The organism is Streptomyces sp. MA5143a (genome assembly GCF_900290235.1).
Taxonomy (GTDB): domain Bacteria; phylum Actinomycetota; class Actinomycetes; order Streptomycetales; family Streptomycetaceae; genus Streptomyces.
In genome coordinates, this window is record NZ_OLMK01000063.1 from 61,456 (window position 1) to 85,389 (window position 23,934).

Annotated in this window: 17 protein-coding genes and 1 pseudogene; 10 read left to right on the plus strand and 8 right to left on the minus strand. The window is 72.3% G+C overall.

The window, feature by feature from the left end; translation table 11 throughout:
• The first annotated feature begins 154 nt into the window (after window positions 1-154).
• The 5 genes and pseudogenes from SMA5143A_RS25715 to SMA5143A_RS25735 all read left to right on the plus strand — a co-directional run bounded on the left by SMA5143A_RS25715 (window position 155) and on the right by SMA5143A_RS25735 (window position 6,220).
• The gene (locus SMA5143A_RS25715) at window positions 155-910 is read left to right on the plus strand and encodes an SDR family NAD(P)-dependent oxidoreductase (RefSeq protein ID WP_107465220.1); all 756 of its coding nucleotides are present in this window, start codon (window positions 155-157) and stop codon (window positions 908-910) included.
• Window positions 911-1,056: 146 nt separating this feature from the next.
• On the plus strand, window positions 1,057-2,175 hold the full coding sequence (locus SMA5143A_RS25720; RefSeq protein WP_107465221.1) for an LLM class flavin-dependent oxidoreductase: 1,119 nt from the start codon (window positions 1,057-1,059) through the stop codon (window positions 2,173-2,175).
• Window positions 2,176-2,230: 55 nt separating this feature from the next.
• A pseudogene (locus tag SMA5143A_RS25725) lies at window positions 2,231-3,970 on the plus strand (N-acyl-D-amino-acid deacylase family protein); the annotation flags it as partial.
• Window positions 3,967-5,436 carry an aldehyde dehydrogenase family protein gene (locus tag SMA5143A_RS25730; RefSeq protein ID WP_107465223.1) on the plus strand — a complete coding sequence of 490 codons (1,470 nt, stop codon included), beginning with the start codon at window positions 3,967-3,969 and terminating at the stop codon, window positions 5,434-5,436. The pseudogene SMA5143A_RS25725 and the gene SMA5143A_RS25730, both read left to right, overlap by 4 nt.
• 232 nt (window positions 5,437-5,668) lie before the next feature.
• Window positions 5,669-6,220 carry a hypothetical protein gene (locus SMA5143A_RS25735; RefSeq protein WP_107465292.1) on the plus strand — a complete coding sequence of 184 codons (552 nt, stop codon included), beginning with the start codon at window positions 5,669-5,671 and terminating at the stop codon, window positions 6,218-6,220.
• A gap of 27 nt (window positions 6,221-6,247) precedes the next feature.
• Here SMA5143A_RS25735 and SMA5143A_RS25740 read toward each other — a convergent pair whose 3' ends face one another.
• A complete protein-coding gene (locus SMA5143A_RS25740; protein ID WP_107465224.1) occupies window positions 6,248-6,760 on the minus strand; it encodes a hypothetical protein in 513 nt (170 codons plus the stop codon).
• 512 nt (window positions 6,761-7,272) lie between these two features.
• Window positions 7,273-8,190 (minus strand): Vgb family protein, encoded by a 918-nt coding sequence (locus SMA5143A_RS25745; protein WP_107465225.1) that lies wholly within the window; start codon window positions 8,188-8,190, stop codon window positions 7,273-7,275.
• A gap of 114 nt (window positions 8,191-8,304) precedes the next feature.
• On the opposite strand from SMA5143A_RS25745, the gene SMA5143A_RS25750 reads away from it, so the two are divergent.
• A complete protein-coding gene (locus SMA5143A_RS25750) occupies window positions 8,305-9,039 on the plus strand; it encodes a class I SAM-dependent methyltransferase (protein ID WP_107465226.1) in 735 nt (244 codons plus the stop codon).
• Window positions 9,040-9,051: 12 nt separating this feature from the next.
• On the opposite strand, the gene SMA5143A_RS25755 is transcribed toward SMA5143A_RS25750, so the two are convergent.
• Entirely contained in the window at window positions 9,052-9,447 is a 396-nt protein-coding gene (locus SMA5143A_RS25755; protein WP_107465227.1) for a nitroreductase/quinone reductase family protein, read from the minus strand.
• An 83-nt stretch (window positions 9,448-9,530) separates the two neighbouring features.
• Between SMA5143A_RS25755 and SMA5143A_RS25760 the strand changes: the two genes are divergently transcribed.
• On the plus strand, window positions 9,531-10,358 hold the full coding sequence (locus SMA5143A_RS25760) for an endonuclease/exonuclease/phosphatase family protein (protein WP_107465293.1): 828 nt from the start codon (window positions 9,531-9,533) through the stop codon (window positions 10,356-10,358).
• A gap of 28 nt (window positions 10,359-10,386) precedes the next feature.
• Here SMA5143A_RS25760 and SMA5143A_RS25765 read toward each other — a convergent pair whose 3' ends face one another.
• Both SMA5143A_RS25765 and SMA5143A_RS25770 read right to left on the minus strand, forming a co-directional pair.
• Window positions 10,387-11,202 carry an SAM-dependent methyltransferase gene (locus SMA5143A_RS25765; RefSeq protein WP_107465228.1) on the minus strand — a complete coding sequence of 272 codons (816 nt, stop codon included), beginning with the start codon at window positions 11,200-11,202 and terminating at the stop codon, window positions 10,387-10,389.
• A 166-nt stretch (window positions 11,203-11,368) separates the two neighbouring features.
• Entirely contained in the window at window positions 11,369-12,916 is a 1,548-nt protein-coding gene (locus tag SMA5143A_RS25770) for a CehA/McbA family metallohydrolase (RefSeq protein WP_107465229.1), read from the minus strand.
• A 221-nt stretch (window positions 12,917-13,137) separates the two neighbouring features.
• Between SMA5143A_RS25770 and SMA5143A_RS25775 the strand changes: the two genes are divergently transcribed.
• A complete protein-coding gene (locus tag SMA5143A_RS25775; protein WP_107465230.1) occupies window positions 13,138-13,986 on the plus strand; it encodes a TIGR03619 family F420-dependent LLM class oxidoreductase in 849 nt (282 codons plus the stop codon).
• A gap of 152 nt (window positions 13,987-14,138) precedes the next feature.
• On the opposite strand, the gene SMA5143A_RS25780 is transcribed toward SMA5143A_RS25775, so the two are convergent.
• The gene (locus SMA5143A_RS25780; protein WP_107465231.1) at window positions 14,139-16,487 is read right to left on the minus strand and encodes an immune inhibitor A domain-containing protein; all 2,349 of its coding nucleotides are present in this window, start codon (window positions 16,485-16,487) and stop codon (window positions 14,139-14,141) included.
• A gap of 419 nt (window positions 16,488-16,906) precedes the next feature.
• On the opposite strand from SMA5143A_RS25780, the gene SMA5143A_RS25785 reads away from it, so the two are divergent.
• On the plus strand, window positions 16,907-19,501 hold the full coding sequence (locus SMA5143A_RS25785; protein ID WP_107465232.1) for a bifunctional FO biosynthesis protein CofGH: 2,595 nt from the start codon (window positions 16,907-16,909) through the stop codon (window positions 19,499-19,501).
• A gap of 642 nt (window positions 19,502-20,143) precedes the next feature.
• Window positions 20,144-21,715: a LamG domain-containing protein gene (locus SMA5143A_RS25790; RefSeq protein ID WP_375136547.1), complete on the plus strand. Its 1,572-nt coding sequence runs from the start codon at window positions 20,144-20,146 to the stop codon at window positions 21,713-21,715.
• Between the two features lie 65 nt (window positions 21,716-21,780).
• On the opposite strand, the gene SMA5143A_RS25795 is transcribed toward SMA5143A_RS25790, so the two are convergent.
• Together SMA5143A_RS25795 and SMA5143A_RS25800 are read right to left on the minus strand one after the other, a co-directional pair.
• Entirely contained in the window at window positions 21,781-22,302 is a 522-nt protein-coding gene (locus SMA5143A_RS25795; RefSeq protein ID WP_107465233.1) for a DUF2165 domain-containing protein, read from the minus strand.
• Window positions 22,303-22,439: 137 nt separating this feature from the next.
• A complete protein-coding gene (locus SMA5143A_RS25800; RefSeq protein WP_308812049.1) occupies window positions 22,440-23,885 on the minus strand; it encodes an FG-GAP-like repeat-containing protein in 1,446 nt (481 codons plus the stop codon).
• Window positions 23,886-23,934: the final 49 nt, after the last annotated feature.

A 23,934-nucleotide genomic window follows, 5' to 3' on the forward strand; every position in this document is an offset into this window, starting at 1 on the left:
GAATTATTGGGTTCTGCAAAGACTCTCGACAGAGTCAAATATCCCTACTGGTGGGTCACTTGAGTCGCGTATGCAAGCGGAGTGTGCGTAACTGACGGATCGTCAGTTCAGCGGGTACGCTGACCTCGGCCAACGCCGCGCGAAGGGAGTCCACATGGGCAAGCTCGACGGACGTGTCGTCCTCGTCACAGGTGCCGCACGGGGACAGGGGGAACAGGAGGCCCGGCTGTTCCGGGAGGAAGGGGCGCGGGTCGTCGTCGCCGACGTCCTCGACGACCAGGGAGAGGCCCTCGCCAAGGAGATCGGCGCCCTCTACGTCCACCTCGACGTGGGCCGCGAGGAGGACTGGACCGCCGCCGCGGCCGCGGCCAAGGACGCGTACGGCCGGGTCGACGGGCTCGTCAACAACGCCGGAGTCCTGCGCTTCAACGCCCTCGTCGACACCTCCCTCGACGAGTTCATGCGGGTCGTGCGGGTCAACCAGGTCGGCGTCTTCCTCGGGATCAGGACCCTGGCTCCCGAGATCGAGGCGGCGGGCGGCGGCACCATCGTCAATACCGCGTCGTACACGGGCCTGGCCGGCATGGCGTACGTCGGCGCCTACGCCGCGACCAAGCACGCCATCGTCGGCCTCACCCGGGTCGCCGCGCTGGAGCTGGCCCGCAAGGGCATCCGGGTCAACGCCGTCTGTCCCGGCGCCGTCGACACCGCGATGACCGACCCGGGTGAGGGGGTGTCCGCCGAGACCGTCGACAAGCTCTACCGCAAGCGCATCCCGCTCGGCCGGATCGGCAGGCCCGAGGAGGTGGCCCGCCTCGCGCTGTTCCTGTCCTGCGAGGACTCGTCGTACATCACCGGCCAGCCCTTCGTGGTCGACGGTGGATGGCTCGCCGGGGTCAGCCTCCTCTGAACTCCTGCCGAGGGTCCAGCTGACGGTCCATCAGCTATTGACGCTCCACGGGGCCGGTGGAACAGTCGGCCGTATCAGAATCTGACGCATCGTCAGAAAGGCTGTGCCGCCGGCGCGGCCACGGGCTGTGGGGACGGTGAACCTCCGTGGAATTCGGGCTCTTTGTACAGGGGTACGTGGGCAAGCGGGCCGAGACCGACCCGCTCGCGGAGCACAAGGCGCTGATGGAGGAGACCGAGTACGTCATCCAGGCGGACAGGTCCGGCTTCAAGTACGCCTGGGCCTCCGAGCACCACTTCCTGGAGGAGTACTCGCACCTCTCCGCCAACGACGTCTTCCTCGGCTACCTCGCGCACGCCACCGAACGGATCCATCTCGGCTCCGGCATCTTCAACCCGCTCGCCCAGGTCAACCACCCGGTGAAGGTGGCCGAGAAGGTCGCCATGCTCGACCACCTCTCCGAGGGCCGCTTCGAGTTCGGCAGCGGCCGCGGCGCCGGCTCCCACGAGATCCTCGGGTTCATCCCCGGCGTCACCGACATGAACTACACCAAGGAGATCTGGGAAGAGACCATCGCCGAGTTCCCCAAGATGTGGCTCCAGGACGAGTACGTCGGCTTCCAGGGCAAACACTGGTCGCTGCCGCCGCGCAAGATCCTGCCCAAGCCGTACGGGAAGTCCCACCCGGCGATGTGGTACGCCGCCGGGTCGCCCCCGTCGTACGCCATGGCCGCGCGCAAGGGGCTCGGCGTGCTCGGCTTCAGCGTGCAGAAGGTCTCCGACATGGAGTGGGTGCTGGAGCAGTACAAGACCGCGGTCGTCGACGCCGAACCCATCGGGGACTTCGTCAACGACAACGTCATGGTGACGACCACGGCGATCTGCGCGCCCACGCACGAGGAGGCCGTACGGATCGCCGTGGACGGCGGCCTGCACTACCTGCCGTCGCTGGTGTTCCGCTACCACGACACGTTCCCGCGCCCCGAGGGGTTCCCGGTGTGGCCCGAGACGCTGCCGCCGTACGACGAGGAGTTCATCGAGCTGCTCATCGCCGAGGAACTGCTGATCTGCGGGGACCCGGACGAGGTCCTCACCCAGTGCAAGCGGTGGGAGCAGGCCGGCGCGGACCAGCTGAGCTTCGGACTGCCGGTGGGGGTGCCCAAGGAGGAGACGCTCCAGACGATCCGGCTCGTCGGGGAGCACGTCATCCCCAAGATCGACACGGACCCCGTGCACCGGACGTCGAGGTTCCGGGCGGCCGGGTGAGGCTGCCCCCCACGGCACGGGCGGCACCCACCCCCTCACCACCAGCACCCGGAAGGAGCGAGGCATGCTCGACCACGTCATCAAGGGCGTGACCGTCGTCGACGGGACCGGCGCGGCCGCCCACACCGCCGACGTGGGCCTGCGCGACGGCCGTATCGCCGTCATCGGCACCGTCACCGAACAGGCCCGTACCTCCGAGGACGCGGCCGGGCTCGTGCTCGCCCCCGGCTTCGTCGACCCGCACACCCACTACGACGCGCAGCTGTTCTGGGACCCGTACGCGACGCCCTCCCTCAACCACGGGGTGACCACGGTCGCCGGCGGGAACTGCGGGTTCACCCTGGCGCCGCTCCACCCCGACCGGCCCGAGGACGCCGACTACACCCGCCGGATGATGTCCAAGGTCGAGGGGATGTCGCTGGTCGCGCTGGAGGAGGGCGCCCCCTGGAACTGGCACGGCTTCGGCGAGTACCTGGACGCCCTCGACGGGCGGATCGCGGTGAACGCCGGGTTCATGGTGGGGCACTGCGCGCTGCGCCGGTACGTGATGGGACCGGACGCGGTCGGCGGGCAGCCCACCGAGGCGCAGCTCGCCGACATGGTCCGGCTGCTGCACGAGGCGATGGACGCGGGCGCCTGGGGCCTGTCGACCACCCAGTCGTCCTCGCACAGCGACGGCGACGGCAGCCCCGTGGCGTCCCGGCACGCCCGGCCGGCCGAGCTGATCGCCCTGTCGAGGGCCGTGGGCGAGCACGAGGGCACCCAGATCGAGGCGATCGTCGCGGGCTGCCTCAACCAGTTCAGCGACGACGAGATCGACCTCTTCGTGGAGATGAGCTCGGTGGCGGGACGCCCCCTGAACTGGAACGTCCTCACGATCGACGCGGCCGTCCCCGAGCGGGTGCCGAGGCAGCTGGAGGCCAGCGAGCGGGCCCGCAAGGCCGGCGGCAGGGTGGTCGCCCTGACCATGCCGATCCTCACCCCCATGAACATGTCCCTCGGCACGTTCTGCGCGCTCAACCTGATCCCCGGCTGGGGCCCGGTCCTCGGTCTGCCCGTGCCCGAGCGGATCGAGCGGCTCCGCGACCCGGAGGTCCGCGCCGAACTGCTGCGGCGCGCCGACAGCAAGGAGGCGGGCGTCTTCCGGCGGCTCGCCGACTTCGGCCGGTACGTCATCGGCGACACCTACAGCGCCGCGAACGAGGGGCTCACCGGACGGGTCGTGCGGGACATCGCCGCCGAACGCGGCCAGGACCCCTTCCACTGCCTGGTGGAGATCTGCGCCGCCGACGAACTCCGTACGGTGCTGTGGCCCATGCCCACCGACAACGACCCCGCGTCCTGGGCCCTGCGCGCCGAGACCTGGCGGCACGAGGACGTCCTCCTCGGCGGCTCCGACGCAGGCGCCCACCTGGACCGCATGTGCGGCGCCCCCTACACCACCCGGTTCCTCGGGGACTGTCTGCGCGGCCGGAAACTCGTCGGCCTCGAACAGGCGGTGAAGATGCTGACCGACGACCCCGCCCGGCTCTTCGGGCTCCGTGAACGCGGGCGGATCGCGGAGGGCTGGCATGCCGACCTCGTCCTCTTCGACCCGGAGCGGATCGACGCCGGCAAGGCCACCCTGGTGCACGACCTGCCGGGTGACAGCCCGCGCCTGGACTCCAAGGCGCTCGGCGTACGGGCGGTCTGGGTCAACGGCGTCGAGACCATCCGCGACGACGTGGTGACCGGGGCCGTGTCCGGCACGGTGCTCCGCTCGGGGCGCGACACCCGCACGGTGAGCACGAGGTGAGCGCCGGGGCGGGCTCCCCGGAGCGGCAGCGGCTGTTCATCGGCGGCTCCTGGGTGGAGCCCGACGACGGGCACCACGAGGTGATCGACCCGGCGACCGAGGGGGTCGTCGGACTGGCGCCGGAGGCCTCGCGGGAGCAGGTGCACGCGGCCGCCGCCGCGGCCCGCGAGGCCCTCGGGGCGTGGTCGCGCACCTCCCCCGACGAACGGGCCGCCGTCCTGGCCCGCACGGCGGAGCTGATCCGCGCCCGGCTCGTCCCCTACGCCGACCTCGCCGGGGCCGAGTCCGGCGCGACCACCGGCACCGCGCGGGGCATGCAGGTCGGGGTGGCCGCCGCCCGCTTCCAGCGCTACGCCCGACCGGAACCGGCGGAGGAACCGATCGCCCCCCAGGTCAACGAGGCGGGCCCGTTCGGCCGGGCGGCCGTGATGGGCGCCCTCGCCGTACGCCAGCCGGTGGGTGTCGTCACCTGCATCACCTCGTACAACAACCCGTGGGCCAACCCGGCGGGCAAGATCGCGCCCGCCCTCGCCATGGGCAACACGGTGGTCGTGAAACCCGCGCCCCAGGACCCCCTGTCCGTGTACCGCATGGCGCAGGCCCTGGAGGAGGCCGGGATCCCGCCCGGTGTGGTGAACGTGGTGAGCGGCAGCGGCCCGCGGGCCGGCGAGGCGGCCGTGGACTCGCCCGACGTCGACATGGTGAGCTTCACCGGCTCCACGGCGGTCGGCCGGCGCATCGCGGAGGTCTGCGGACGCGACATGAAACGCCAGCTGATGGAGCTGGGCGGCAAGGGCGCGGCGATCGTCTTCGACGACGCGGACGTGCCGTCGGCGGTGGCCGGCATCGGTACGACCTTCTCCTTCTACAGCGGACAGATCTGCACCGCGCCGACCAGGGTCCTCGCGCAACGGGGCGTCTACGACCAGGTGGTGACGCGGCTCGCCGCGTACGCGGACCGTCTGCCGGTCGGCGACCCCCGCGCCCGGGGCACGGTCGTCGGCCCCGTGATCTCGGCGGCCCACCGCGACCGCGTCGAGTCGTACGTCGAACTGGGCCGCAAGGAGGGCGCCCGCGTGGTCACCGGCGGCGAACGCCCGCCGCTCGACCGGGGCTTCTACGTCGCCCCCACCCTCCTCGCCGACTGCACGGCCGACATGCGGGTCGTCCGCGAGGAGATCTTCGGCCCGGTCGTGGTCGTCCTCCCCTTCGACGACGAGGAGGACGCCGTGCGGCTCGCCGACGCCACCGACTACGGCCTCATCGACTACGTCTGGTCCGGCGACGTGGCCCGCGCCTTCCGCGTGGCCCGGCGCCTGCGCGCGGGCGGCGTCGGAGTGAACACCGTCGGCCGCAACATGGAGGCGCCGTTCGGCGGCTTCAAGAAGAGCGGGGTGGGACGCGACGTGGGCTCGTACGCCCTGCACGCCTACAGCGAGTTGCAGGCGATCGTCTGGGCGGGGTGAGGGAGCGGACCGGATGACAGCCATCGACGGCCATCGGCGGTCATCGGCGGTCGCGAGCGGGCGGCCACGCCGCCGGCACCCGCCGGCTCCCCACCCAGTGGCAGAACGCGCAGGCGGACAGCGGTGCGTGACGCGTAGGGTTCGCGTGTGGAGGGGGGAGGGTGCGGGTGAGGGCGATGGCGACGACTCGGCCGCGCCCCTCCTCGTGCGGACCGTGGAGGGGCGTGAGGACATGACGGCGACCCGGCCGCTTCTCTACCTCGACGTGGACGGGCCGCTGAACCCGTACGCGGCGAAGCCGCAGCGGCGGCCCGCCGGCTACACCACCCACCGGATGAAGCCGGACGGCTGGATCGCCCGGCACCCCGGTCAGCCCCCGGCGGCGGTGAAGCCGCTGCGGGTCTGGCTCAACGAGGCCCACGGCCCCGAACTCCGCGCCCTGGCGACACGGTTCGAGCTGACCTGGGCGACGACCTGGGTCGGCGAGGCCAACACGTTCATCGCTCCCGTCCTCGGCCTGCCGGAGTTGCCCGTCGTGGAGTGGCCGGACGGTGCCCCGCCGCCCGGGACCGACGGTTCGGGCCTCTTCTGGAAGACGCGCCACCTCGTCGCCCACGCCGCCGGACGCCCCTTCGCCTGGGTCGACGACGAACTCGGCAGCCGGGACCGCGCCCACGTGAACGTCCACCACAAGGCCCCCGCCCTGCTGCTGTACGTCGATCCCCGGCTCGGTCTGCTCGCCCCCGACTTCACCGCGCTCGCGGAGTTCGCCGACGGGGTGTGAGGGGGCCGGGCGGGGCGTGCGGCGGGGTCACATCGGATCGACGGCCGCGAGGGCGTCCCGGCCGACCGTCAGGGACCAGCGGACGGAGCCGGGTGTGGCGGTGACGGCGATGGTGCCCGCGTCCCCAGCGTGGGAGACGGCGGACTCGTGATGGACGGCGCGGACTTCACCGGCCCGGCACTCCACGGGGAAGTCGACGCCAAGGGGCCGCAGGCGGACGTCGATCCGCCCCTCGCCGTGACAGCGCACGGCGACGACCAGGGCGTCACCGTCGCCCTTCCCCGCCCTCGGGAACTCCAGGACCCGGCTGCCGTGCGTCCCGTCCTGGCGGACGAGGACCTTGCCGCCGCCCAGGCGCGGCGCCGTGAGGTCCACCGGCTGCGTCATCTTCGCCGGACGCTGCACCGACGACCGCACGGGCGGCTGGAACGCCGTGGCCTCGAACGTGGTGGCGACGGCCGACGAACAGGTGGCGGTGGCGGCGGCGAGCAGGACGGCAGCCGTCGACAGGGTGAGGGCGGAGCGGGTGCGGTGCGACATGGAGAACCCCCCGTGAGTCCGGTCGGTCCGCGGACGACGCGCGGCGCGGTGCGCGGCGCGTAGCGCCTGTGTCTGGCGCGCCCGGCGGACGAGATCGTGATCGTGACACCGGGGGAAGGGAGGGGGCCAGGCTCGGGCGCGGGTTCAGAGGTTGATCTGAGGTTGGCGGGGCGGGCTGGTGCCGGTGCCGGGCCCCGGCACCCGGACCGTCAGTCGTGGATCTCCGCTCACCCCCGACTCCTCTATCGCATAAGGCTGTTGAGGTGCTCCTCGTACTCGGCGCAGCGGACGGAACGGTCGGGGAGGTCACGGCCGATTCGTTCGGTGGACCTCGGCTTCGGGATCGAGGTCGAGGTGACGGGGGCCCGCAGCCCGGTCGGGCGGGGCCGCGAGGTCGCCGGGTCGGCTCGCCGGGCCGTGGGGACCGCGCACCCGGCCGTGGGGGCCGTTCGCCGGGACGTGGGGGCCGCGCACCCGGCCGTGGGGGCCGTTCGCCGGGCCGTCGGGGCGGCTCACAGGACCGTGAGGCGGGCGATCTTGCCCGTTTCCAGGGCGGTCCACAGCGCGCCGTCCGGGCCGGCGGTGATGCCGTGCGGTTCGGAGGACGGGCTGGGGAGGTCGTACTCCTCGATCCGGCCGTCGGGGGTGATCCGGCCGACGCGGTTGGCGCCCCACTCGGTGAACCAGCAGCCGGCATCCGGGGTGTCGGCGGCGGTGATGGCGTGCGGGCGGGCCGCGCGGTCCGGGAGCGGGAACTCGTCGATCTTCCCGTCGGGCGTGATCCGTCCGATCTGCCCGGCCCCGATCTCCACGAACCACAGGGCCCCGTCCCCACCGGCGGTGATCCCGACCGGCGCGGCGCCCGGAGTGGGCAGCGGATGCACGGTGACGTCACCGGCCGGCCCGATCGCGCCGATCGCGTTCGCCTGGTTCATCGTGAACCAGAGCCGGTCGTCCCCCTCAGGCCCGGCGGTGATGGCCGACGGGAACGCGCCGGTCAGCGGCAGCGGGAACTCCGTGACGTCCCCGTCCGGCGTGATCCGCCCGATCCGGTCGGCGCCCGCCTCGGTGAACCACAGCGCCCCGTCCCGGCCCGCCGCGATCCCGAACGGGCCCGCCACCGGAGTGGGCAGCGCGAACGAGTCGACGGCACCGGCCGTGGTGATCCGCCCGATCCGGTGCCCCCGGAACTCCGTGAACCACAGCGTGTCGCCCTCCGGTCCGGGCGTGATCAGCGAGGGGCCGCCCGAGGCGGGGTCGAGCGGGTACGAGGTGCTCTCCCCGCCGGGCGTCAGCCGACCGATCCGCCCCGCGTGAACCAGGGTGAACCACAACGCGCCGTCCGGCCCGCAGGTGATCCCGTAGGGCCCGGCGTCGCTCCCCGAGACGACGAACTCCACGACGGACACACGCGTGACGCGCTGAGACATGGTGGGACCTTCCTGGGTCGGGGACGGCTGACCGCACGCCGTCGTGGCCAGCGTTTCAAAGCCGTGCCGTCCTGTCGCGTGAATTGGACCGGCCGCGTGGGCAGTTGTGAGCGCATGGCTGACGAGATCTTCAACGACCCGCGGCTGGCGAGGATCTACGACCTCCTCGACCCGGACCGCGGTGATCTGGACGCCTATCTGCGGCTCGCGGACGGACTGGGCGCGCGGCGGGTGCTGGACATCGGCTGCGGGACGGGCGTGTTCGCGCTGCTGCTGGCGGAGCGGGGCGTGGAGGTCGTGGGCGTCGACCCGGCGCGCGCCTCGCTGGAGGTGGCGCGGGCGAAGCCCGGCGGTGACCGGGTCCGCTGGATCCACGGTGACGCGACCGCGCTGCCACCGCTCCGGGTCGACCTCGCCACGATGACGGCCAACGCGGCCCAGGAGATCGTCGACTCGGACGCCTGGCGGGGGACGCTGCGGGGCGCCCACGAGGCGCTGCGGCCGGGCGGAACGTTCGTCTTCGAGACCCGCGACCCGGCCGCGCGGGCCTGGGAGAGGTGGAACCGGACGGAGACGTACGGGGTGACGGACGTCCCGGGGACCGGTGAGGTCGAGAGCTGGGTGGACCTGACCGAGGTGGACGGCCCCCTGGTGACGTTCCGCTGGCACTACGTCTTCCGGGCGGACGGCCAGGAGCTGACCTCCGACTCCACGCTGAGGTACCGCGAACGGGAGGAGGTGGAGGCGGACCTGACCGCGGAGGGCTACACGCTGACGGAGACACGGGACGCCCCGGACCGCCCGGGGAGGGAGTTCGTGTTCGTCGCCACGCGGCCGGAGCGGGGCTGAGCGGGCTCCGGATCAGTCGTGGAGGTCGACGCGGATCGTCAGGAGGTTCGTGCCCAGGGCTCGTACCGCCGTGCTGTTCAGTGTGGGGAGGGTGCTCAGACGGGTCAGTGGGTCGTCGGTCGGGAGGAGGTGGGCCGTGCCGTGGTGCCAACGGCCGCGGAGGCGGAGCCGTACGGACGGGTCGGCCTTGATGTTGCGGACGTAGTGGGACTTCTCGCCGTACTCCGAGACCAGCCAGAACGTGTCGCCCGTGCGGCGGCCGCCGATGGGCGTCCGGCGGGGGAGGCCGGAGACGCGGCCGGTGGTCTCCAGGACCGTCTGGAACGGCACGCGGCGCAGGACCGGGTTGGCGACGTGGCGCTGGAAGGCCGTGACGACGCGTTGTTTCAGGCCGGGATCGCGGGACATGGGCGTGGTTCTCCTGGTGCGGTGGAAGGAGGCCGTACGGGGACGGGACGGGACAGTAAAGCGTGCGAGGCGGTGGGTGGTCGGTGCGGGTCGTGACGTGGAACCTGTGGTGGCGGTTCGGGCCCTGGCAGGAACGGCAGAAGGCGATCCTCGCCGTCCTGCGGGAACTGCGCCCGGACGTCGTCGGGTTGCAGGAGGTGTGGGAGCAGGGCGGCGAGAACCTGGCCGGGTGGCTCGCCGGGGAGTTGGGCCTGCACTGGGCGTGGGGTTCGTACGGCGACCCCGAGGCGTGGCAGCGGCGGATCGGGGACCCGGGCGTCGGGATCGGCAACGCCGTGCTGAGCCGGTGGCCCGTACGGGAGCAGGCGGCCATCGGGCTCCCCACGGGAGCGGACGGCAGCGGCAGGGGCGCGCTGTACACGCTGCTGGACGCGCCGGAGGCGCCCGTGCCGTTCTTCACCGCCCACCTCAGCTCCGCCACCGACGCCTCGGCGCTGCGCTGCCGCCAGGTCACCTCGCTCGTCGGGTTCGTCGCCCGGCACCGGGGCGAGGGCCCGTTCCCGCCCGTCGTCACCGGGGACTTCAACGCCTGGCCCGACTCCGACGAGGTCCGTCTCTTCGGCGGCTACCGGACCGCGCCCGCCGTACCGGGCCAGGTCTTCTTCGACGCGTGGGAGTACGCCGCCCCCGGCGCCCCCTCGGCCACCTGGGACACGGCCAACCCGTACGTCGCCCCCACCCACGGCCCCAGCGTCCGCGTGGACTACATCCACGTCGCCCCGCCGGGCCGCGGCGGTCTCGGCCACGTCCGGGCCGTGCGGCGGGCGGGGGACGCCCCGGTCGACGACGTCTGGCCCTCCGACCACGCGGCCGTCGTGGCCGACCTGGGTGCGGGGACGGCCGTCACCTGAGCCGTTCCGGGGCCCGCCGCCCGCTTCCCTACGGCTTGCGGCCCAACCCTCCGTGCTGGCCGATCGGCTGCGGGGTGCCCGCGTCCTCGTCCGGGTGCCACAGCGGTACCGAGACGATGCCGGGGTCGACCAGGTCCAGTCCCTCGAAGTAGCCCTCGATCAGGTCGACGGGTCGCAGGAAGTACGGGACGGCGCCCGTCTCGTTGTAGGCGTCCTGCGCGCGCTCGTAGTCGGGGTCGGTGCCGCGGGAGCCGTCGTTGATGTTGAGGAAGCTGCCGGAGGGGAGCCCGGCGAGGAGACGGCGGACGATGTCGCGGGCCTGGTCGTAGTCGCCGACGTGGCCCAGGATGCCGCTGAGGATCAGGGCGGTGGGCTTCGACAGGTCCAGCGTCCGCGCGGCCGCCTCCAGGATCCTCTCCGGCTCGTAGAGGCTGGCGTCGACGTACGCCGTGGCCCCCTCCGGCGCGGAGTACAGCAGCGCACGGGCGTGGGCGAGGACCGTCGGGTCGTTGTCGACGTAGACGATCCGCGCCTCCGGGGCGCTGCGCTGGGCGACCTGGTGGGTGTTGTCGGCGGTGGGCAGGCCCGTGCCGACGTCCAGGAACTGCCGGACGCCCTCCACCTCCACCAGGTAGCGGATGCTGCGCCGCAGATACGCCCGGCTGCTGCGGGCGATCGTCACGATGCCGGGGAACGCGCCCGCGTACGCGTCGCCCGCCTCCTCGTCCACCGGGTAGTTGTCCTTGCCGCCCAGCCAGTAGTTCCAGATCCGGGCGGAGGCGGGCACCGAAGTGTCGACCTTCTCCTTCGCCGCGGGTTCGGGCGTGGTCGCGTGATCGGTCATGGGCGCCGTTCTCCTCCACCGAGCAGGTGCGTCACACCTGCGGACGCACGGGTTGTGTCGAGCCAAACCTAAGGCCCAACACGACTGTTTCGTACACGGGTTCCCCCTACCTTCCCGCCCCAGGGCCTGTCGTTTGGATCACGCCTGGGCCGCGGGGCGACAGGCCCTACCGCCGCCCGAGGAAGATCGGGTTCGTGAACGCCGCCGGCGGGCCCGGGAAGCCGGGGACCACCGGGGGGTGACGGACCTCCGCGCGGACGTACGCCGCGTACGAGGCGGTCGTCCGCCACTCGGCGGAGCCGGTGCCGGAGTCCGGGAGCGCGGGGGAGGTGAACAGGACGCCCTGGTCGGTGACGAAGCGGATGAGGCACCCGGGGGCGCCCGTCGCCTCCAGGCGGACGGTGACCGGGGTGTCGCGGTCCACCTTCAGCCGTTCGCCGATCCCGGCGTGCTCGCCGCGCGCGCCGGACGCCGTGAACGCCACCGACACGTCCTTCGACTCGGCGACGTACGACCGTCCGGCCCGTAGCCCGTCCTGGATGGCGTCCCTGGTCAGGTCGTCGGCGAGGACGACCGTCTGGGGGCGGCCCACCGGGTCGGGGGCGCGGTGGGCGTCGCTGTTGCCCATCGCCGGGATCCAGCCACGGCCGTCCCGCACGGACGCCACGAGCATGCCGTCCCAGTCGGCGAGGGCGACCTCGTCCTCCGGCGAGTAGCCGCCGTTCCACACTTCCACGACGTCCGCCTCGCCGAAGCCGAACTTCCAGTTGCAGCCGACGCAGGTGGCGTGCGGATGGGCCGGGACGACCAGGCCCCCGGCGCGGCGGATCTGCCGGGCGAACGCGCCGAAGCGGTTGTCGCGGGCCCGGTAGCGCCAGTCGACGAAGGTGCCCGGGTCCATGCCGAGCGCGACCACGTGACCGTTGCGCGTGGTGACCTCCTCGCCCAGCAGGATCAGCAGGTCGTCACCCGCGTGCTCGGCCCAATGGGCGTGCGCGGACTGGGTGTTGTGCTCGGAGCTGTTGATGAAGTCGAGCCCGGCGGCCCGCGCCAGCGCCGCGATCTCGGCGGGCGTACGGCGGCCGTCGGAGTACCAGGAGTGCAGATGGCAGTCGCCCCGGTACCAGGCCCGGCCCCGGCCCCTGGCCCGCTCCGGCGGGTACACCGGCTTCACGCGCTCGCCGGGCGGCCCGTAGGTCAGGGTGATGGTGATCTCGTACGGCAGTCCCTGCGGCGCCACCGTGTACGGGCCCAGCGCGATGTGCCAGGTGCCGGGGCGGACCGGGCCCGGTACGTAGCCGGGGGTCGCCTCGTCCGCGCGGATGAAGAACTCGGAGCGGGCACCGCCCGACCAGCCGCGGAAGCCCTTGCCCCCGAGGTCGGTGCCGCGTTCGTCGAAGACACCGATGTCGAGCGCGTTGCCGGCCGTGCCCGCCGGGACGGACGGCCTGTCGTAGCTGTACACCACCTTCAACTCACGCACCCTCGGCGGCACTTCGACCGGCAGATACACGAAGTCGGGGGAGCCGGCGGGGAGGGTGCCCCGGATCGTCCGGGTCTCCTGGTCGCCGTCCGCGGCCGCGCCGCTGCTGCCGAAGGTCACGCTTCCCAACGTAAGCGCGGCCGCCGCCGACGTCACGAACAGCGCGCGCCTTCCGAGCCTGTTTCCTTCGTCCCCGTCGCCGCGGGCGTCGCCGTGGTGGTCGTCGCACATCTGCTGCTCCCCGGGTGGTCGAGTGTGAGGTGGCGTGGAGGGTGCGGTGGTGGTGCGGGACACCTTCGTATGCGGTGGTGAACCCCGGGACAAGGGAGGGGGATCGGCGGCTTTCGAGTTGGCCGAGTCGCGATGGTCGCGCCGTGCGTCGGGCGGCAGTCGATCATTTGTGCCGACCGGTCGGTATGGACAAGTGCGTCGCGCGCCGGTAGAGATGTCGCATGCGCATCGCCGTGACGATCTTCCTCACCGACGAGACGATCACTCCGACCAGGCTCGCCCGTGAGCTGGAGCAACGCGGTTTCGCGGGGCTCTACCTCCCCGAGCACACCCACATCCCCGTCGAGCGGACCACGCCGTACCCGGCGGGCGGTGACCTGCCGCGCGAGTACGGCCGCACGCTGGACCCGTTCGTCGCGCTCGGCCAGGCAGCCGCCGTCACCGAGCGGCTCGGGCTCGGCACCGGCATCACGCTCGTCGCCCAGCACGATCCGATCGACCTCGCGAAGCAGATCGCGACCGTCGACCACCTCTCCGGCGGCCGCCTCACCCTCGGGCTCGGCTACGGCTGGAACGTGGAGGAAGCCGCCGACCACGGCGTCGAGTGGCGTACCCGGCGCGACCTCGTCCGCGACCGCATGGCGCTGATGCGGGCGCTGTGGGCGGAGGAACCGACGGCGTACGAGGGGCGGTTCGGGAGCGTACGGGCGAGCCACGCGTACCCGAAGCCGGCGCAGAAGGCGCGGGGCCCGGTGGTGGGGCCGCGCACGCTCGTCGGCGGTGCGGCCGGACCCAAGCTGTTCGCCCACATCTGCGAGTACGCGGACGGATGGCTGCCGATCGGCGGGCGGGGGCTGAGCGAGGCCCTGCCGGCCCTCAGGGGGGCGTGGGCCGACGCGGGAAGGGACCCGGCGGCGTTGCGGGTCGTGCCGTACGCGGTCCAGCCGAGCGCGGGGAAGCTGGCGTACTACGCGGAGCTGGGCATCGAGGAGGCGGTGGTGCAGTTGCCTCCGGCGGGGGAGGGGGAGGTGCTGGCGCTGCTGGACCAGTACGGGGAGTTCGTGGGGTAGGCGGCGCCGCGACGGCCGGGTGGGGCGGTCGGCCGGCTGCGGGCCCGTCGTGGTGGATCGCGCAGTTCCCCGCGCCCCTGAGAAGCGGCCGGGGCTGCGCCCCGTGCTTCTCAGCGGCGCGGGAGAACCGCGCGATCAGTCCAGGGCCGTGGTCACTTCCCCGCCGGTTCCACCCGGACCGTGACCGTCGAGCCGTCCTTGGCCTCCTTGACGATCCGGATCCTGGTGTTGGTGTCGGTGATTCTGACGCCGCCCGTGGGGTTGCTCTTGTCGTAGTAGGTGTGGGCGCGGTCGTCGAAGACCGGCACTCCCTTCTTCGACGTGACCTTCAGCGTGACCTTCTTGCCCCAGTGCAGCGTGAAGGCGTCCGTGCGACCCAGGGTGAACGTCGAGTCGTGCGTCTGGTGGTCGTTGCCGGCCAGCTCGCCGTCGGACCACTTCAGGGCCTTCGGGTGGGCGTCGACCGGCAGCAACAGCCCGACACCGGGGTGCTGGCTGGTGTTGTTGTCCTGCTGCGAGGTGTCCCACTTCCAGATCAGCAGCCCGTTCTGGTACGGGTAGCGCTCCACCCAGCCGGGGCGCACGGAGTTGATCGCGAGCTTCAGCGCCTGGTCGTACGACACGTACTGGCGGTTCTCGGCGATGTAGTACTGCTCGTGCTCCGTGGTGTAGGAGCCGCCGAAGCGGGAGAAGCCGACCGCCGTCCAGGCGGGGTCGGCGGTCTCGGCGTTGTCCGAGAAGAGGGGCGTGCCGTCGGCCGTGACGGTGATCCGGTCGGCAACGAAGCCCTTCTGGGCCACGTACTGGTCGGTCTGGTAGCGGAAGCGCAGCTCGATCTTCCGGCCCGCGTAGGCGTCCAGGGAGTACGACAGCTTCTTGAACGCGTCGGTGGTGCCGTCCAGGGCGGGCGTGCCGCCACCGTCACGGCTGATCGGCTGCCCGTCGACGGTGCCGTCGAGGGCGGTCCAGGTGGCGCCGCCGTCGGTCGAGACCTCGGTGTAGAGGAAGTCGTACTCCTTCTCGATGTCCCACCAGCCGTCGAGCGTCAGCGCGGCGGAGGTCCGTCCGGTGAGGTCCACGGAACGGGTCAGCGTGTTGGACAGGCTGTTGGCGCTGCCGCTCCACCACTCCTGGGTGCCGTCCGCGGGCTTGACGACGTCGACCTTCACCCGCTTCTTGGGCAGTTCGACCACCAGGGCCTGCTTGTCCTTGGTGTTGTACTCGGCGACGCCCAGCGTGTGCGTGGACTTCTTCCCGGCCTTGGCCCGGTCGTAGTTCAGCCAGCCGAGCTGGAGCTTGTCCCAGGCGGTCATGTCGCCCGGCAGGTCGCCGATCTCGGTCCTGCTCCGGCCCAGCCAGGAGCCGCCCGACATGAGGGTCCAGGAGCCGGTGGAGTTGCTGCCCTTGCCGGTGGTGTCGTAGTGGTCCGGCAGACCGAGGTCGTGGCCGTACTCGTGGGCGAAGACACCGAGGCCGCCGTTCTCCGGCATGATCGTGTAGTCGCCGACCCAGATGCCGGTGTCGCCGATGGGGGCGCCGCCGCGCTTGTTGCCCTCGGGGCCGGTCTTGTCCCAGTCGTCGCCGAACGCGTACCAGCGGTGGGACCAGATGGCGTCCTCGCCCTGCGGTCCGCCGTCGGCCTCCTCGCCCTCACCGGCGTGGACGAGCTGGAAGTGGTCGATGTAGCCGTCGGGCTCGTTGAAGTCGCCGTCGCCGTCGAAGTCGCCGCGGTCCCAGGTGTCGAAGCTCGCCAGCTCCGTCTTGATCTGGGCGTCCGTGCGCCCGGCCGCCTTCTGCTGCTCGGCCCAGGCGGTGACGCCGTCCGCGACGACCTGCCAGGCGCAGGTGTCGGGCTTGCACTTGTTGGAGCCGTAACGGGCCTCGTTGTAGGGGACCTTGACCCAGTCCGAGACCTCGCCCTCGACCGAGTAGCGGCCCGAGGACTGCTTCTCGTAGTACTTCTTCATCGACTCGGTCTTCTTGCCCGTGCCGAAGAGCAGCTGCTCGTAGTGCTCGCGGTCGTAGTCGGCCCGCCAGGCCGTCGTGTTGTTCTTCTTGCGGTCCGGCTTGGCGATCTTGTTGTGCAGGGGGCCGGGCGTGCCGCCGTAGCGGTCGTCGGTCTGGTCGCCGAACTCGACGAGGACCGTGAAGATCCGGTCGGTCTTCTCGCGCCCCAGCTCGACGTACTTGGGGTCGCCCTTCTCGCTCTTCAGCCGCACGACCTTGGAGCCGTCACGGTTCTTGACCGTGGCGTCGCCGGATATGAGCTGCTTGAGGGCCTCCTCGCGCTGGGCGGCCTGCGTCCTGCTCAGCGGGCTCTCGAAGTCGTGCTCGTGCGTGGCGTGGGCGTCTGCCGGGTGGCCGTGCTCCGTTGCCGCGGGGGGCGTGTGGGCCGTGGCGGTCTGCGGGGTGACGAAGGTGAACGTCGTGAACGTCGCCGCGGCGGTGGTGAGGACCACACCGGTCGCCGCCGCCCTGAACGTCCAGGGTTTGCTGCTCACTTGTGGGGGGTTCCTTCCTGAACGCGGTCATTCGTGACCCGCGTGATGGTTCAAGTGAACGTATTTGACAGCGAGTTGAGGAAAAATGAAAGTTCAAGATCGTCTATGGCACGAGTAACTTCGGTTCCGGGAGGCCGGGTGACGGAATCCCGCACATGGCGTTCACCGATTCCTCAGGAAAGGCGCACGGAAGGAGCGGCATCGGCCGCCGGGATACCGGCCGGTAATAACGGGCGGAATTACTGAACGGTAATCACCGGTGATCCATCACCGGGCAGTGATCGACGGGTCGCCCGACCCTTCAGGGGCGCGCGGAACCGCGCGACCGGCCCCCACCCACCCTCGGTCGCCGACGAGATCCGCCCCCGAGTCACGAGGCGCCCCGAGGCCACCCCGCCCGTCGCTCGTATGCTCGACGAATGACGACTTCCGCCAGCCAGGCCAGCCAGGGAACCGGCCCCACCCAGAACTCCATGCGGCGCGCCCTGAAACGTGCCCGCGACGGCGTGGCGCTGGACGTGGCCGAGGCGGCCGTGCTGCTTCAGGCGCGCGGCGCGGATCTGGAGGACCTCGCCGCGTCGGCGGCCCGGGTGCGGGACGCGGGGCTCGCGCAGGCCGGACGGCCCGGCGTCATCACGTACTCCAAGAGCGTGTTCATCCCCCTCACCCGGCTCTGCCGCGACAAGTGCCACTACTGCACCTTCGTCACCGTGCCCGGCAAGCTGCGCCGGGCCGGCCACGGGATGTTCATGTCGCCCGACGAGGTCCTCGACGTGGCCCGCAAGGGCGCCGCCCTCGGCTGCAAGGAAGCCCTGATCACCCTCGGCGACAAGCCCGAGGACCGCTGGCCCGAGGCGCGCGAGTGGCTCGACGCGCACGGCTACGACGACACCATCGCCTACGTCCGCGCGATCTCCATCCGCATCCTGGAGGAGACCGGGCTGCTGCCCCACCTCAACCCCGGCGTCATGAGCTGGACCGACTTCCAGCGGCTCAAGCCGGTCGCCCCCTCGATGGGCATGATGCTGGAGACCACCGCCACCCGGCTGTGGTCCGAGCCGGGCGGCCCCCACCACGGCTCCCCCGACAAGGAGCCCGCCGTACGGCTGCGGGTCCTGGAGGACGCGGGGCGGTCGTCCGTGCCGTTCACCTCCGGCATCCTCCTCGGCATCGGCGAGACCCACGAGGAGCGGGCCGAGTCCCTCTTCGCGCTCCGCAAGGTCTCCCGCGCCTACCACGGCATCCAGGAACTGATCATCCAGAACTTCCGGGCCAAGCCCGACACCGCGATGCGCGGCATGCCGGACGCGGAACTCGACGAGCTGGTGGCCGCCGTCGCCGTGGCCCGGCTCATCATGGGCCCCTCGGGCTGCATCCAGGCCCCGCCGAACCTCGTCGACAGCGAGTACGAGCGCCTCATCGCCGCCGGGATCGACGACTGGGGCGGGGTGTCGCCCCTCACCATCGACCATGTGAACCCCGAGCGCCCCTGGCCGCAGATCGAGGAGCTCACCGAACGGTCCCGCGCCGCCGGGTTCGAGCTGCGGGAACGGCTCTGCGTGTACCCGGAGTTCGTGACCCGCGGCGAGCCCTGGCTGGACCCGCGGCTCCTGCCGCACGTCCGCGCGCTCGCCGACCCGGAGACCGGCCTCGCCCTCCCGGACGCGGTCGTCGAGGGGCACCCGTGGCAGGAGCCCGAGGAGGTCTTCGTCGCCGCCGGACGCACCGACCTGCACACCGCCATCGACACCGAGGGCCGTACCGGCGACCGCCGCGACGACTTCGACTCCGTCTACGGCGACTGGGGCGCCCTGCGCGAGGCCGCCGCGCCCGGCATGGCACCCGAGCGCATCGACACCGACGTACGGGACGCGCTGCGCACGGCCGCCGACGACCCGACCCGGCTCAGCGACGACGAGGCCCTCGCCCTGCTGCACGCGGACGGCCCCGCCCTCGACGCGCTGTGCCGCGTCGCGGACGACGTCCGCAAGACGGCTGTCGGCGACGACGTCACGTACATCGTCACGCGGAACATCAACTTCACGAACGTCTGCTACACCGGCTGCCGGTTCTGCGCCTTCGCGCAGCGCCGCACCGACGCCGACGCGTACACCCTGTCGCTGGAGCAGGTCGCCGACCGCGCGGCGCAGGCATGGGACGTGGGCGCCGTCGAGGTCTGCATGCAGGGCGGCATCCATCCCGACCTGCCCGGCACGGCGTACTTCGACATCGCGCGGGCCGTGAAGGAACGCGTGCCCGGGATGCACGTCCACGCGTTCTCGCCCATGGAGGTCGTCAACGGCGCCACCCGCACCGGAATGTCGATCCGGGAGTGGCTGACGGCCGCGAAGGAGGCCGGCCTGGACTCCGTCCCCGGCACGGCCGCCGAGATCCTCGACGACGAGGTCCGCTGGGTCCTCACCAAGGGCAAGCTGCCCGCGGCCACCTGGATCGAGGTGGTGACCACCGCCCACGAGCTGGGCATCCGCTCCACCTCGACGATGATGTACGGCCACGTCGACCAGCCCCGGCACTGGCTCGGCCATCTGCGGACCCTCGCCGGCATCCAGCAGCGCACCGGCGGCTTCACCGAGTTCGTGACCCTGCCGTTCATCCACACCAACGCGCCGGTCTACCTGGCCGGCATCGCCCGCCCCGGCCCGACCATGCGCGACAACCGCGCGGTCACCGCCATGGCCCGCCTCCTCCTCCACCCGTGGATCCCCAACATCCAGACCAGCTGGGTGAAGCTCGGCACCGAGGGCGCCGCCGAGATGCTCCGCTCCGGCGCCAACGACGTCGGCGGGACCCTCATGGAGGAGACGATCTCCCGCATGGCGGGCTCCTCGTACGGCTCGTACAAGTCCGTGCGGGACCTCGTCGCCGTCGCCGAAGCCGCCGGCCGCCCGGCACGGCCGCGCACCACCCTGTACGGCCCCGTACCGGAGGAACGGCAGCGCGCGGCCGCCGCCTCCGACGGGCATCTGCCGGAGCTGCTGCCCGTCGTGGACTGAAAACCCTTACTGCCCCGTCCGTCACTCCTGTTAGCTTTCTCCGGCTCGTGTGATCCACGAGCCCAAGGCTCATGGGGGAGGGGACAGTTGGGGACGTTACGGAGGTCCGGCGGCCGGGGGCTGCTGGCGGTGGGGTGCTCGGTGGCGGCGCTCGTCGCCGCGCTGCCCGGCGTCGCGCACGCGGCGGCGCCGCCGAAGCGGCCGCTGGTGGCGGATCTGAGCACCGAGGGCAAGGCGTGCGCCACCGGAGACGCCAAGGCGTACATCGCGGAGTCGCCACCGCTGGTCCGGGCGGTGCTGAACGACACCGACGGCGGCCGTGTCGCCGGCGAGTTCGAGGTCCGGTGGACGGACCGCGACGGCCGTGAGCAGCGACGCACCGCCACGACCACGCAGAAGCTCTCGGGCAGCCCGTTCACCTTCCGGCTGCCGTGGGACGACATCCCCGCCGACACCGTCGTCTCCTGGCACGTGCGAGCCGACGACGGCACGGCGAAGTCGCCCTGGAGCTCGGAGGGCGAGGGCTCGGTCTGTCAGTTCGTGTACGACGACACGAACCCGGAGAAGGCCACGGTCACTTCGCCCGAGTACCCGGAGGACGTCCTCTGGGTCGACGGCGTCGGCGTGTACGGCCACTTCACCATGGACTCGCCCTCGGACGACGTGGTGGCCTACCGCTACGGCTTCCTCGGCGGCCCGTACGACACCGTGCGGCCCGACCAGCCGGGCGGGGCCGTGACCATCCCCTTCCTGCCGCTCCGTTCGGGACCGAACACACTGGAGGTCCGCGCACTCGACCGCGCCGGGCGCAGCGGCGGCGAGACGTCGTACCGCTTCTTCGTGAAGTCCGGCCGCGCCCCCGTCGCCCACTGGAACCTCGCCGACCCGGCGGGCTCGACGACCGCCGCCGCCGAGAGCGGCACCGCCGCCGAGGCGGGCAGCGGGGTCACCTTCGGCGGCGCGGCACCCTCCGGCACGGGCCTCGCCTCGGCGGCCGTCCTGGACGGCGGCAGCCACGGGTATCTCACCCCGGGCGGCCCGGCCGTCGCCGACCCCCGGAAGACGTTCGCGGTCAGCGGCTGGGCGCGGCCCGCGCAGACCGACCGGACCATGACCGTCGCCGCCCAGGACGCCGGTGACGACTCGGCCTTCGCGCTCGGCCTCGACGCGCGCGGCGAGCGGCCGGCGTGGTCGTTCACCGTGGGCGGTGCCCGCGTGACGGGCGGCGCGCCGGAGACCGGCGAGTGGGCGCACCTGCTGGGCGTGTACGACGCCGAGACCGGCGAGGCCCAGCTGTACGTCAACGGCCGGGCCGTCGGCACCAAGGCGGAGGCGGAGCCCGGCGCGGCCACCGGCGACTTCCAGATCGGGCGCGCCCGTGACGGCCGGGGCCACCACGACCGCTGGCACGGCGGGCTCGCCGGCATCCGGGTCCACGACCGGGTCGTCGTCCCCACCGAGGCCGCCGAACTCGCGCACCGGGGGCCGCGCTCCCTCGGCCACTGGTCGCTGGAGAACGCGACGGACGGAGCGAGCCCCGAGCAGGACGGCGGTACGCCGCTGAGGCTGGGCACGGGCGCCGCGATCCACCGCGGCCCGGACGGCTCCTGCGTCCCGGACCTCGACCCGGACTGCCCGGCGGTACCGGACGCCCTCGTGGGCGAGGGCCACCTCACCCTGGACGGCGAGACGGGCCACGCGGCCACCCCGGGCCCCGTCCTCGACACCTCGGACAGCTTCTCGATCGGCGTGGTCGTACGTCTGGCGGACGCGGAGCCGTCCCGCCCGATGACGGTGCTGTCCCAGGGCGGCACGCACACCGACGCGTTCAAGGTGCGCTACGAGCCGACCGCGCAGGCCTGGCAGCTGGTGATGCCCGTGGCCGACGAGGAGGGCGCGGCCGAGGTCGTCGTCGCCCAGGCGGCCCTGGCCGACGGCGGCCAGGGGACGGGCCGGCGCCTCGCGGTCGTCTACGACGACGCCACCGACCGGATCAGGCTCTACCTCGACGGAACGACGAACGCCGAGGCCACCGCGGACCTCCCCGACGGCTGGGAGAGCTCCGGCCCCCTCCAGGTCGGCCGCGCCCACGTCGGCGAGGGCTGGGGCGAGTACCTGCGCGGCGACGTCGACGAGGTCCACGCCTTCGCCGGCGCCCTCGACGACCGTGACGTCCGTCAACTGGGCTGGGGCACGGAGCCCTGCCTCTGCTGAACGGGCCCTGACAGCCATGACCCCCGCCGGTCCGTACGACGGCGGGGGTCCTGTGCGTCCGGGGCTCAGCCCTTCCCCGGGTCGTCCTGCGGCAGGCAGGTGACCAGCAGGACCACACCGCTCAGCAGGAACACGCGCAGGGCCGCGTCGAGGCCGTTCCAGCTCTTGGACTGCCACATCACGAACCACTCGCCGCCTATCGCCATGAAGCCGGCGCCGAAGAGGAGCAGGACCATGAGCAGACCGAGGGTGCTGTAGCGGCGGGCGGTGTGGAACGCGCGGGACCGCAGGGCGGTGGCCCAGAAGTACGTGGCCGCCACGAGGAGCAGCGCGGCGACCGTCTCCCAGACGATGATGGCGACGTACGCCGCGTCCTGAAGGCCCTTCGACGTGATCGCCCGCCACATGAGGTCCTCGTCCTTGAACGTGGTGTCCATGGCGAGAACATGCCGTACGAACTGCTGGTTGGTGCCGAAGTCGGTGATGTTGCTGAAGGCGACGAGCGCCATGTAGAGGGCGACGGTGCCGACGAGGAGCGTCGAGGCGAGGGGAAGAAGGGACGAACGAGGTCTCAGATCAGCGGACATGGATCAACTATGTCCCGCGCGATCCGACCAACCCCAGTTGGTTTTCGGCGCGTTGGGCCGGAATCAGCGGCCACGTGCTGGCCGGAAACGTGCGCCCCACCCCCGGCCGTACGGGGTGGGGCGGGACGGGGCGGGGCCTACTTGGCGAACGCGCTGCCGAGGAGCGCGCCCTTCTCCGGCGCCTTCAGGACGGCGGGCCCGAACGACGTGATGTTGTTCGTGGTCAGGCCCGCCTTGGAGCCGCGGAACAGCCACACCGCGCCGGAGTTCTCGTACGTGCCGTCCTCCGTGGGCGCGGCGACGGCGAGGTCGGCGCGGTCGTTGGCGTTGACGTCGAGCAGGGCGACGGTCCCACCGAACCGGTCACCGGCCTCGGAGATCCCGGGCACCCCGGTGTCGGACTGGTCGAAGGCCTGGGCGCCGGTGCCGGTGAGCCCGGAGGGGCCGCCCTTCAGCAGGACCACCGAGCCGGCGTCGCGGACGGACCCGATGTCCTCGCCGGGCACGCCGACCGCGATGTCCGGGTAGCCGTCGCCCGTCACGTCCCCGGCGGCGAGCGCCGCGCCGAACTGGTCGCCGTAGTCGCTGTCGTCATCGTCGCGGTGCCCGGCCTCGGAGACGCCGGGCACGCCCGCCGTGTCCTGCGTGATGCTCGTGATCCGCCTGCTCGGTCCGTCGGGGCCGCCGTACACGACCCGGACGTTGCCCGCCTCGTACATCCGCGTCTCCGAGACGGCGTCGACGCGCCGTCCCACGTAGTCGCCGTAGCCGTCCCCGTCCACGTCGGCGACGACTCCGCCGACGGAGGCGGACCCGGTGGTCCGGGAGTGCTCGGTGTCGATGCCGGTCGCGGTGCCGGGCCACCAGAGGGTCGCGTACGACCGCTCCTCGAAGCCGTGGGTGGTGACGAGGTCGTCCCTGCCGTCACCGTTCATGTCACCGGCGATGACGTCCCAGGTCTCCTTCCTCTCGTCCTCCGGGAAGACGTTGGTGCCCGCCGGGGTCCCGTCACGGGTGAACGGACCCAGGCGGACCTGGAGGAGGCCGTTGTTGCCGAGGGCGAGGTCGTCCTTGCCGTCGCCGTTGAAGTCACCGCCGGCCAGATGGCTGACCGCGCCGTCGAGGGCGGTGGCGGAGGACAGACCGCTCGCGGAGCCCCACAGCACGGCGGCGCCCCGGTAGGCGCCCACGACGAGGTCGGTGTAACCGTCCCCGTCGAGGTCGCGGGCGGCCGTGGACATGCCGAAATTGTGCGGCGAGGGCTCGCCGGGCACCCACGGCAGGGCCCGCGAGACGATCAGCGGGTGGGCGGTGTCGGCGCCGGCCGAGGACCCGTACACGACGGCGACATAGCCCGCGAACTGCACACCGGAGACGGTGGCATCGGGCGCGGCGGTCGCGAGGTCGGCGAAACCGTCGCCGTTGAAGTCGACGACCGGCGCCTTCGGGACGGCGGCGGCCGGGCCGGCCGTGACGAGCGGAGCGGCCAGCGCGACGGCGACGGCCGCGCAGCCCGCGACCGCACGGCCGCGCACACGACGGGCCGTGCCGGGATGCGTGCGACGGCTGGTGCGAAGAGGCACGGATTCTCCTGGAGTTGGATCAGAGGACGCCGATGGTTCACATCTGACC